The organism is Streptomyces sp. SM1, assembly GCF_002910825.1.
Lineage (GTDB): Bacteria > Actinomycetota > Actinomycetes > Streptomycetales > Streptomycetaceae > Streptomyces > Streptomyces okerensis.
The window spans coordinates 1-10,899 of sequence record NZ_NEUB01000218.1 but is presented as its reverse complement, the minus strand read 5'-3'; the positions used below and the strand labels follow the sequence as shown (position 1 = coordinate 10,899).

Sequence of the window (10,899 nt, the reverse complement as noted above, 5' to 3'; positions counted from 1 at the left end):
GCCCGCGCCCAGGGCGGTGCCGGTGCCGGTGCCGAGCGCCATGTCGGCGACCACGGCGGCGACTCCCGCGACTCCGGCCACCAGCAGCGGGGTCCCGGCACCCTCGCGGGCGTAGCGCTGCCGGAAGGTGAGCCGGCCGGCCTCCGCCTCGTCCAGGGCGCGCGTGTACGCCTCGTACTCCTCGGCCGCCGTCTGCGCCATCGTGTCCAGCGCCCCGCGCGCCCGGGTCAGCAGCACCTTTCCGTCGGTGCGCCCGCCCGAGCGGCGCACCTCCTCCTCCACGGCCCGCGCCAACAGCCGCTCGGCGTCCGCCCGCTGACCGTCCCGCATGTGTTGTCCCCCTCCGGCGGCGTCGGCCGGGTCCCGGCCGCGTTCCCTGGTCACAAGTGTGTCGTGCGGGGGCCGCCGTGTGGAGAGGGCCGGATCTCCCGGCTGTGTGCTGCCGGGCTCCGGGGCGGGTACTGCGGCAGGATGGACACCATGCCGAACCGACTGGCCCATGAGACGTCCCCGTACCTGCTGCAGCACGCCGACAACCCGGTCGACTGGTGGCCGTGGTCCCCGGAGGCGTTCGAGGAGGCGCGGCGGCGGGGGGTGCCGGTGCTGCTGAGCGTCGGCTACTCGAGCTGCCACTGGTGCCATGTCATGGCGCACGAGTCCTTCGAGGACCAGGACACCGCCGACGCCATGAACCAGCACTTCGTCAGCGTCAAGGTGGACCGCGAGGAGCGTCCGGACGTGGACGCCGTGTACATGGAGGCCGTACAGGCGGCGACCGGGCACGGCGGGTGGCCCATGACCGTGTTCCTCACCCCGGACGCCGAGCCGTTCTACTTCGGTACGTACTTCCCGCCCGCGCCCCGGCACGGCATGCCGTCCTTCCGGCAGGTTCTCCAGGGCGTCCACCAGGCCTGGGACGAGCGGCGGGACGAGGTCGACGAGGTCGCCGGGAAGATCACTCGGGACCTGGCGGAGCGGGAGCTCTCCTACGGCGACGACCAGGTGCCCGGGGAGCAGGAGCTGGCGCAGGCGCTGCTGGGGCTGACCCGCGAGTACGACCCGCAGCGGGGCGGGTTCGGCGGGGCGCCGAAGTTCCCGCCGTCCATGGTGATCGAGTTCCTGCTGCGGCACCACGCCCGCACGGGTGCCGAGGGCGCGTTGCAGATGGCGCGGGACACCTGTGAGCGGATGGCGCGCGGCGGGATCTACGACCAGCTCGGCGGAGGCTTCGCACGGTACTCCGTGGACCGGGACTGGGTGGTGCCGCACTTCGAGAAGATGCTCTACGACAACGCGCTGCTGTGCCGGGGGTACGCGCACCTGTGGCGGAGCACCGGGTCGGAGCTGGCGCGCCGGGTGGCGCTGGAGACGGCGGACTTCATGGTCCGCGAACTGCGGACGCCGGAGGGCGGGTTCGCGTCCGCACTGGACGCCGACAGCGAAGAGGTGGTGTCGCCCGGGGAGCGTGATCAGCAGGGTGGCGCCGGTCGACGGGAGGGCGGCACGGGACGGCACGTCGAGGGGGCGTACTACGTGTGGACGCCGGCGCAGCTCCGCGGGGTCCTCGGGGACGATGACGCCGAACTCGCCGCCCGCTACTTCGGGGTGACCGAGGAGGGCACCTTCGAGGAGGGTGCCTCGGTGCTGCAACTGCCGCAGCGCGACGAGGTGTTCGACGCCGGGCGGATCGACGGCATCAAGGAACGGATGCTCGCGGCGCGGAGCGCGCGGCCCGCGCCCGGCCGGGACGACAAGGTGGTCGCCGCCTGGAACGGGCTGGCGATCGCCGCGCTCGCCGAGACGGGCGCCTACTTCGACCGGCCGGACCTGACGGAGGCCGCCGTCGCCGCGGGGGACCTGCTGGTACGGCTGCACCTCGACGAGCAGGCCCGTATCGCCCGCACCAGCAAGGACGGTCACGTCGGCGCCAACGCGGGTGTGCTGGAGGACTACGCCGATGTCGCCGAGGGCTTCCTGGCGCTCGCGGCGGTGACCGGCGAGGGGGTGTGGCTGGAGTTCGCCGGGCTGCTGACCGACCACATCCTGACCCGGTTCACCGACGACGCGTCGGGTGCGCTGTACGACACGGCGTCCGACGCGGAGCGGCTGATCCGGCGTCCGCAGGATCCGACCGACAACGCGGCTCCGTCCGGCTGGACGGCGGCGGCCGGCGCGCTGCTGGGCTATGCCGCGCACACCGGCTCCGAGCCGCACCGCACCGCCGCCGAGCGGGCACTCGGGGTGGTGAAGGCGCTCGGGCCGCGGGTGCCGCGGTTCGTCGGGTGGGGGCTCGCGGTGGCGGAGGCGGCGCTGGACGGGCCGCGGGAGATCGCGGTGGTGGGTCCGGCGCTCGACGATCCGGCGACAACCGCTCTGCACCGTACGGCACTTCTGGGTGCCGCGCCCGGTGCGGTGGTCGCCGTCGGTACGCCGGGGAGCGACGAGTTCCCGTTGCTGGCCGACCGCCCCCTCGTCGACGGTGGACCGGCCGCCTATGTCTGCCGGAACTTCACCTGTGACGCGCCGACGACCGATCCCGACCGGTTGCGCACGGCGCTGGAGGGCTGAACGACCCCCTGAGAACGGCGGGTTGACGTACGCGATGAGGGCCGGGACCGGTCGGATGTCGGCAGGGTTCCGGCCAACTTCGGTCTCTTGTAGCGGCGTTGCGTAACAGGGACTTCATCGGAAGCGCCCCCCACGTTTCACATCTTTCCCCTGATCTCTGCACGGTGACGTGACGGACAGGGCGCCGGACGGGTGACGCGCCGTCGCGTTGCGGGGGGTTTCGGGGATCCGGGGGGATCTGTTTGTTCACGTTTTTCTTCATCGCTGTCGTTTCGCCGGCCCTTTTCTGGATGGCCGCGTTCACTCTGTGGTGGCAGATGCACGCCTGGCGCACACCGGAGGTGCTGGCCGCGACGAGGTTCAGCAGCCCGGACGGCAGCGAGCATCTGGGAGACACGCTTCCTGCCCGGCTCGGCCACCGTGCCCGACGGGGCGTGCGGCCCCGCCGCGGGGCGCGACCAGCCACGCACGGCCCGCGGCTCCCCGTAGTGCTACCCCCCGCGGTGCTGCCCTCCTGCGGAGACGCCCGCCTCACGGCCGTTCGGAGCGCGACGCGACCGCCCGTTCCACGATGGCAACCAGCTGCTCGTGATGCGCGCCCTTCCAGTACGCGCGCCCGCACTCGGAACACTGCGCGAACACGTCGTACGTACGGTGCGTACCGCCCTTCAACTGGTCGGCGACCTGCTCTTTGCCCGCCTCGCGCAGCAGCCCATTGCAGGCGGTGCACCGAGTCCACGGCCGCAGCTCGGGCGCGAACCGGTCGAGCACGTACGTGAGTTGCTCCTCCGGCTGGGTGCTGTACACGAACGCTCCTGCCCACAGTTCCCGCCGCCGCAGCAGCCCCCGGTCGCGGCTGAGCATCACCCGCTTCTCGGCCGCGGACCGCGCGGCCAGCGCCGGATCACCGATGTCCGTCGACTCGTACGCCGTGTCCACGCCCAGCAGCCGCAGTCGCCGTGCCAGCGTCCCGAGGTGCACGTCGAGCAGGAACCGCAGGGGAGCGCCCGGGACCCGCTGGGGGTGGGCATGCGTGCGTACGGTCACCGATTCACCCGCGGCCGGGACATGCCCGGCCGGCACCTCGCGCCCGTCCACGAGCAGCGCCCCTACCTCGGTCAGCGGGACACCGAGGGACTCGACGACATGGCCGAGGCTGGAGACGCCGTCGGTGGTGGCCCGCGTGGCGCCGGTGGGCCGTGCCCGGGGCACGAAGAGCAGCAGCTCGGGGTCGAACTCGACGTGGATCTCGGGACCGTTCACCCGGCCAAGGATGTCATGTCCCGGGCCCGGGGCCTCAGGATTTCGGGGTGGGCAGGCCGTGCTCGAAGACGTCGATGGACAAGGCCGCGGCGTCGGTGCCGCGGCCTTGTCCCGGGTGGGCGAGCCCTTGCGAGGGCTAGTACGCCACCAGGGAGATCCCCACGTAGTGGGCGATGAAGGCGGCCAGGGTGAGCGAGTGGAAGACCTCGTGGAAGCCGAACCAGCGGGGGGAGGGGTTGGGCCTCTTGAGGCCGTAGATGACCCCGCCCGCGCTGTAGAGCAGGCCGCCCACGACCACCAGGACGAGCACGGCGATGCCGCCGGCCCGCATGAAGTCCGGGAGGAAGAAGACGGCTGCCCAGCCCATGGCGATGTAGCAGGGCGTGTACAGCCAGCGGGGGGCGCCGACCCAGAAGACCCGGAAGATTATTCCGGCGGCGGCCGCCGCCCAGATGCCCCACAGCAGCCACTGCCCCTTGGACTCCGGCAGCAGCAGGATGGTCAGCGGGGTGTAGGTGCCCGCGATGATCAGGAAGATGTTGGCGTGGTCGAGGCGGCGCAGCACCCCGTCCATGCGGGGGCTCCAGTCACCGCGGTGGTACAGCGCGCTCACGCCGAACAGCAGGCAGGCCGTGAGGGCGTAGACGCCGCAGGCCAGGCGCGCGCGGGGGGAGTCGGCGAAGGCGGTGAGGAGCAGGCCGGCGACCAGAGCGGCGGGGAACATGCCGAGGTGCAGCCAGCCGCGGAGCTTGGGCTTGACGGGGTGCGGCAGGGATGTCGCCACCGGGCCGGAGCCGTCGGCCGGCGGGTCCGCGGGGGCGTCGGGGACGAACGCAGTCATGCTCCGATCGTACCTACGCGACCGTAAGCTACGGATCCCCACGAAGTACCGACTCCGCGACGTGGCCGGCATCTCACGCCGGTCCGGGGTCCTGTCACGCAAAAAAAGCGTCATGTCTGCCCAACGTGAACGCAAAATCGCGCGAAATGCCGTGGTCAGCGTCACGTTGCTCACTTGTGCGGCCCTCTGGACAGATGGGCGCTCGCATCGGATGATCAAATGAGTGCGGTCGACACCGGATGAGCGCCCCACGCACCACCGTGAAGCATCCGGGTCGCAGCCCCCACGGGGCCTCCCAGCAAAAAACCCTCATTTAGGAGTAGACGTGGCGCGCGACATCGCGGAACCCGGCGTCCCCACCACCCACCAGGGACTGGTCTCCTGGGTCAACGAGATCGCAGAGCTGACCCAGCCGGACGACGTGGTCTGGTGTGACGGCTCGGAGGCCGAGTACGAGCGCCTGTGCGGGGAGCTCGTGGCCAAGGGCACCTTCAGGAAGCTCGACCCGATCAAGCGCCCGAACTCCTACTACGCGGCCTCCGACCCCACCGACGTCGCCCGCGTCGAGGACCGGACGTTCATCTGCTCCGAGAAGGAGGAGGACGCCGGCCCCACCAACCACTGGAAGGCCCCCGCCGAGATGCGGGAGATCTTCCAGGGCGACAAGGGCGTCTTCCGCGGCTCGATGAAGGGCCGCACGATGTACGTCGTGCCCTTCTGCATGGGCCCGCTCGGCTCGCCGCTGTCCGCCATCGGCGTCGAGATCACCGACTCCGCGTACGTCGCCGTCTCCATGCGCACCATGACCCGCATGGGCCGCCCCGTCCTCGACGAACTCGGCACCGACGGCTTCTTCGTCAAGGCCGTGCACTCCGTCGGAGCCCCACTGGAGCCCGGCCAGGACGACGTGCCCTGGCCCTGCAACAGCACCAAGTACATCTCCCACTTCCCCGAGGACCGCGAGATCTGGTCCTACGGCTCCGGCTACGGCGGCAACGCCCTGCTCGGCAAGAAGTGCTACGCCCTGCGCATCGCCTCCGTCATGGCCCGCGACGAGGGCTGGCTGGCCGAGCACATGCTGATCCTCAAGCTCACGCCGCCCACCGGTGAGTCGAAGTACGTCGCCGCCGCCTTCCCCTCCGCCTGCGGCAAGACCAACCTCGCCATGCTGGAGCCCACCGTCTCCGGCTGGACCGTCGAGACGATCGGCGACGACATCGCCTGGATGCGCTTCGGCGAGGACGGCCGCCTCTACGCCATCAACCCCGAGGCCGGCTTCTTCGGCGTCGCCCCCGGCACCGGCGAGCACACCAACGCCAACGCCATGAAGACCCTCTGGGGCAACTCCGTCTTCACCAACGTCGCCCTCACCGACGACGGCGACGTCTGGTGGGAGGGCATGACCGAGGAGACCCCGGCTCACCTCACCGACTGGAAGGGCAACGACTGGACCCCCGAGTCCACTACGCCCGCCGCCCACCCCAACGCCCGCTTCACCACCCCCGCCGCGCAGTGCCCGATCATCGCGCCGGAGTGGGAGGACCCCAAGGGCGTGCCGATCTCCGCGATCCTCTTCGGCGGCCGCCGCGCCAGCGCCGTACCGCTGGTGACGGAGTCCTTCGACTGGAACCACGGCGTCTTCCTCGGCGCCAACGTGGCCTCCGAGAAGACCGCCGCCGCCGAGGGCAAGGTCGGCGAGCTGCGCCGCGACCCGTTCGCCATGCTGCCGTTCTGCGGCTACAACATGGGCGACTACATGGCCCACTGGATCGACGTCGCCAAGGACAAGGACCAGTCCAGGCTGCCGAAGATCTACTACGTCAACTGGTTCCGCAAGAACGACGAGGGCACGTTCGTCTGGCCCGGCTTCGGCGAGAACTCCCGCGTCCTGAAGTGGATCGTGGAGCGCCTGGACGGCAAGGCGGAGGGTGTCGAGACCCCGATCGGAGTCCTCCCGGCCAAGGCCGCCCTGGACACCGCCGGCCTGGACCTCTCCGACGCCGACCTGGACTTCCTGCTCACCGTCGACAAGGACGTGTGGCGCGAGGAGGCCGCCCTGGTCCCGGACCACCTCAACACCTTCGGCGACCACACGCCCAAGGAACTGTGGGACCAGTACCACGCGCTGGTGAAGCGCCTGGGCTGACGCCCGCACAGACCCCGCGGCCGGTCGGTTCTCGGTTTGAGGATGCCCTGACCAGCGATCGTCACGCCACGACCGGCCGCGGAACACACCGGCGGGGCCCCGTACAACGGCGTACGGGGTACCGGGCCGGTCGCCGCAGTCCGTCCGCCCCGACGGGTACCGCGGTGACCGGAACCGGCCCGCCTTCCCCGGCTCGGCCCGCCTCCGCGGGCTTTCACGAACGGGCCAAGGGGTGACCGAGCGCTCCAGCCGGCTTTCGGGCCGGCTGGAGCGCTCGGCCTTTCGGGCCGTCTCCCCGCCCGCTTCTCAGGTCCCCGTGTAGCGCCCCGGCCGGTGGTTGAAGGCCAGGACGACATTGAGGACGACGGCGCCCATGGCCGACAGCAGGACGGCGGAGGGCGGGACGACCGTGAGGGACGCGGCCACGATGACGATGTCGAGGGCCAGCTGGACGTACCCGGCACGCAGGCCCAGGCGTTCCTGCATGACCAGGGCGAAGACGTTGAAACCGCCGAGACTGGACCGGTGCCGGAACAGGACGAGAAGACCCATCCCGGCGAGCAGGTTGCCGGCGACCGCCGCGTAGACCGGGTCGATGGCGATCTCCGGGATCTCCATGGGGTGCAGCGAGGTCAGCACGGAGAAGACACCGATCGAGACCCCGGTGCGGATCATGAAGTTCCACCCCTTCTTCGTGACGGCGAGAACGAAGAAGGGCAGGTTGACGAGGGCGAAGACCAGCCCGTAGGGCAGGTCGACCGCATAGCCGATCAGCAGGGCGAGACCGGCGGTGCCGCCCGTGACGGTTCCGCTGCTCTGCACGAGGAAGAGTCCGAGGGACGCGACGAACGTCCCCGTGAGGATCGCCAGCAGATCCTCGGCCACGCCATGCTTCGTCGGGGACACGGCTGTACTGGTCATGGTGACGATGGTCGGAGCCCGAGGGGCGAAAGCACAAGCTCCGGCCGCACAGGTGGGACAGATGCATACCCGAACCCCCGATCGGCGGCAGAATGCCCACCATGAAGTCCATCGACGCACTCGACGCCCGGATCCTGCTGGCGCTCGACGACGACCCCGGCGCGACGATCCTGCACCTGGCGAAGGTCCTCGGCGTGTCCCGCAACACCGTGCACGCCCGCCTCCAGCGCATGGACCGGGAGGACCTGCTGCTCGGCTTCAGCCAGCGCGTGCCGCCCGCGGCCATGGGCTACGACCTCGTCGCGTTCGTGTCACTCGCGATCAGCCAGAGCGAGGGAACCGCGGCGCTGGACCTGCTGGAGACCATCCCGGAGGTCGTCGAGGTCCACGCGACGACCGGCGAGGCCGACCTGCTCGTCAAGGTCGTGGCACGGGACACGGCGGACCTGCACCGCATCACCACCTCCATCCTCGGCATCGAGGGCATGGTGCGCTCCAGCACGGCCGTCTCACTGTGGCAGACGATGCCCAACAGGACCCGCGCCCTGCTCACCGCCCTCGCGGAGGGCGACACCTGACCGGGGAGGCCTGGCACACCGAGGGCGCGTATGTGACTCAGCGGGTTCTGAGTCGACGATCCGCGATGGCTCAGCCGGCCCTGAAGGGGGTCGCAACGCTTCGGGCAGGCCAGCAGATGGACCTCGTTGCCGAGGAACATCAGGTAGGCGTCGTCCTGGATGCTGTACGGCTGCACCGGAGCCCCGGGGCGGACGCCGAGACCCCGGTTCTCCGGCACCTGGCAGACGAACGCCAACTCCGCGCCGCACGCGCACCGGTAGTACTCGGGGTACTGCGCCCAGGATGCCGTACCACCCACCTTGAAACGCGTGTTCCCGCAGGGCCGCAGGGTCAGGGGGAGTGCGCGCACGGCCGGTTCGGGCTCCGATTCAGGAATGCCCGGGTCACGCTGGAGCAGCACCCGCCAGAACGAGCCCGGGAACGGCGGCTGCGGAGCCTCCCGGAACCGGGACACGAGGCGGTCGCCGGCCGTCACCGGGTCGGACGCGTCGTGGTGGCGGGCGCAGTGGAAGACCGACAGGTGTTCCCCGCCGAAGAACTCGATGTCGTCGGGCAGGTCCAGTTGGAAGAACAGCGCCATACGCTCGCCGCAGAAGCACCGCGGCCACTCCTGGCCGTCGTCGAAGTAGGGCCACCCGCCCACCGAGTCGCGGGCCGGCCGGTCCAGCGGCCCGGTACCGATCTCGATCCCGTACTCGGGCGGCGCCACCCACTCCTCGTCCGGTCCGTCGTCGCTCACCGGTCGGTGTCCGGACGGGCTTCCAGGACGGTCCGGGTGATCAGGGGCCGGTCCCACAGGGCGAGGAGCTCGTTGGCGAGGTCGAGAATCGGGAGCGGGTGCGCTTCGCCCTGCACCTCGATGTGGGCCGCCGACAGGTTCCGGGGGACGGCACCGGCGTCGAGGAGGACGCGCCGGTCCTCGGGGCCGAGGCCCAGGTACTCCAGACCCTTGAGCCCGGCGATCTCCAGGGGTCGGCGAGCGTGCCCGGGCAGGCGGTGAGGGTCCGCAGACGGGGAAGCCCGGCGACCGGGGCGAGACCGAGCGGCTCGCCCTCCCACACGCCGATACCGAGTACCTCCAGCTCGGGACGGGCAGCGGCCTCCACACTGTCCAGGGCGCGGACGTTCACCCGGGCCACCGCGGGCGGGTTGTCCGCGTCACGGCTCTGGTGCCGGCCGTCGGGGCGGTTCGTCACCATGGCGGTGAGGGAGTCGGCGCGCAGTCCGGCGCCGATGGTTCGCTCGTGGTCGATCACGATGGCCTGCCCGGTGTGTCCGTCAGGTCGAGGGCCAGCCGGTCGCCGCCGCCGTTGTCGCCGAAGACGATCCAGCCGGGTGAGCCGACGAGTCCCTGCACGGCGGCGTCCGGGGCGGTGACGACGGCGTCGTCGGCGGCGAACTGCCAGAGGCAGGGACGGGAGGCCGCGTCCGCGATGTACAGCGCGTCCAGGGAGAAGAGCTCGCAGCCGACCGCGTCACCGACCCGCTCCGCCGCCTCGTAGTCGTCTCCCCAGTCCTGCCACCGGGCACGGGTGACGCGGTAGAGCGCCTTGAGCTCGCCGGGCAGCGCGACGCCGAGGCGCGCTTCCGCTTCGGCGATCTCCTCCTCGGTGGCACCGATGGCGTCGGGAAGCCGCTCGCGAAGCGTCCGCTCCAGCAGTGCCGGGTCCGCGGACGGCGCCGGTGCCGCACCCGGCGCATCCTCGGGCAGGCGCCGCCAGGGTTCGGGGACGGCGTTCTCGACCAGGAGCAGGGCTCCCACGAAGGGACTCGTGAAGCCGGGCTCCACAGCGGGGCCGGACTCGATGACGTGGAGCAGGGTCCTCCCGCCGGGTGCCGTCTCCACCATGAACGGGACACCGTCCGCGCCGTCGGCCCTGAGGGCGTCCTGCACACGTTCCACGGCCGTGAACTCGTCCTGCATGTCCTCCACCTGGGCCGCACGCCCCGGCACGGGGGACGGACGCCGCACCGGCACGCTCCAGCTGCCGAGGCCGATCCGACCCGTCAGGTGGCCACCGGGCGCGTCGAGCCGCTCCGCGCCGGAGTCCCGCACGAGCCGCAGCAGCGGCTCCCAGGCTGTGAGGTCATGTATCGAGGACAAGGGTGTTCTCCGGTCGGTCGGTGGTCGGGGACGGGGAAGCGAGGGGGCCGCGGCGGGACGGCTCAGTCGCCCGAGTATCCGAACACGTTCAGGTGGCTCGGCTCGGGCCGGTCATCGGCGCAGAGGAGGACGTACACACCGCCCACGGCCGCCCCCTCTGTCCGGATCCGGCCTGATCATGGGGCCGGGCACTGACACGGGCCGGTGAGCGATGAGTTCGGGGGGCGGATGGAGTCTGCCGTGGCATGACTCCTATCACCACCACCGTCAACGCCCATGAGACCGCCCTGGGCATCGAGTCGTTCGGTGACGACGAAGCGCCGCTCGTCCTGCTCGTGGGCGGGACGACGATGCTCTCCTGGCCCGACGCGCTGTGCGAGCGCCTCGCCGCCGGCGGGCGCCGTGTGGTGCGCTACGACCTGCGCGACAGCGGAGAGTCGACGACGGCGGATCCGGAGGCGCCCGCCTACACCCTGC

At 71.2% G+C, this 10,899-nt stretch carries 7 protein-coding genes and 3 pseudogenes; 5 read left to right on the top strand and 5 right to left on the bottom strand.

Annotated elements, in window-relative coordinates; genetic code table 11:
* Positions 1-501: pseudogene (locus B9S61_RS05110) on the bottom strand (hypothetical protein); the annotation flags it as partial.
* On the opposite strand from B9S61_RS05110, the gene B9S61_RS05105 reads away from it, so the two are divergent.
* Together B9S61_RS05105 and B9S61_RS42075 are read left to right on the top strand one after the other, a co-directional pair.
* The gene (locus tag B9S61_RS05105) at positions 481-2,568 is read left to right on the top strand and encodes a thioredoxin domain-containing protein (RefSeq protein WP_103541119.1); all 2,088 of its coding nucleotides are present in this window, start codon (positions 481-483) and stop codon (positions 2,566-2,568) included. The pseudogene B9S61_RS05110 and the gene B9S61_RS05105 sit on opposite strands and share 21 nt — an antisense overlap.
* A gap of 242 nt (positions 2,569-2,810) precedes the next feature.
* Positions 2,811-2,978: pseudogene (locus tag B9S61_RS42075) on the top strand (glycosyltransferase family 2 protein); the annotation flags it as partial.
* Between the two features lie 121 nt (positions 2,979-3,099).
* Here the strand turns inward: B9S61_RS42075 and B9S61_RS05100 are convergent.
* Both B9S61_RS05100 and B9S61_RS05095 read right to left on the bottom strand, forming a co-directional pair.
* Complete coding sequence (locus tag B9S61_RS05100) at positions 3,100-3,831, bottom strand: Mut7-C RNAse domain-containing protein (RefSeq protein ID WP_103541118.1); 732 nt, start codon at positions 3,829-3,831, stop codon at positions 3,100-3,102.
* A gap of 136 nt (positions 3,832-3,967) precedes the next feature.
* Complete coding sequence (locus tag B9S61_RS05095; RefSeq protein WP_103541117.1) at positions 3,968-4,672, bottom strand: hemolysin III family protein; 705 nt, start codon at positions 4,670-4,672, stop codon at positions 3,968-3,970.
* A 325-nt stretch (positions 4,673-4,997) separates the two neighbouring features.
* On the opposite strand from B9S61_RS05095, the gene B9S61_RS05090 reads away from it, so the two are divergent.
* A complete protein-coding gene (locus B9S61_RS05090) occupies positions 4,998-6,818 on the top strand; it encodes a phosphoenolpyruvate carboxykinase (GTP) (RefSeq protein WP_103541116.1) in 1,821 nt (606 codons plus the stop codon).
* Between the two features lie 306 nt (positions 6,819-7,124).
* Here the strand turns inward: B9S61_RS05090 and B9S61_RS05085 are convergent, their stop codons facing one another.
* Positions 7,125-7,739 (bottom strand): YitT family protein, encoded by a 615-nt coding sequence (locus B9S61_RS05085; RefSeq protein ID WP_103541115.1) that lies wholly within the window; start codon positions 7,737-7,739, stop codon positions 7,125-7,127.
* Positions 7,740-7,840: 101 nt separating this feature from the next.
* Here B9S61_RS05085 and B9S61_RS05080 point away from each other — a divergent pair, with 101 nt between their 5' ends.
* Positions 7,841-8,317, top strand: coding sequence for an Lrp/AsnC family transcriptional regulator (locus tag B9S61_RS05080; RefSeq protein ID WP_103541120.1), 477 nt, complete (start codon positions 7,841-7,843; stop codon positions 8,315-8,317).
* Positions 8,318-9,053: 736 nt separating this feature from the next.
* Here the strand turns inward: B9S61_RS05080 and B9S61_RS05070 are convergent.
* A pseudogene (locus B9S61_RS05070) lies at positions 9,054-10,422 on the bottom strand (SMI1/KNR4 family protein).
* A 245-nt stretch (positions 10,423-10,667) separates the two neighbouring features.
* On the opposite strand from B9S61_RS05070, the gene B9S61_RS05065 reads away from it, so the two are divergent.
* The coding region (locus tag B9S61_RS05065; protein ID WP_374936184.1) for an alpha/beta fold hydrolase at positions 10,668-10,899 on the top strand (232 nt) is incomplete at its 3' end.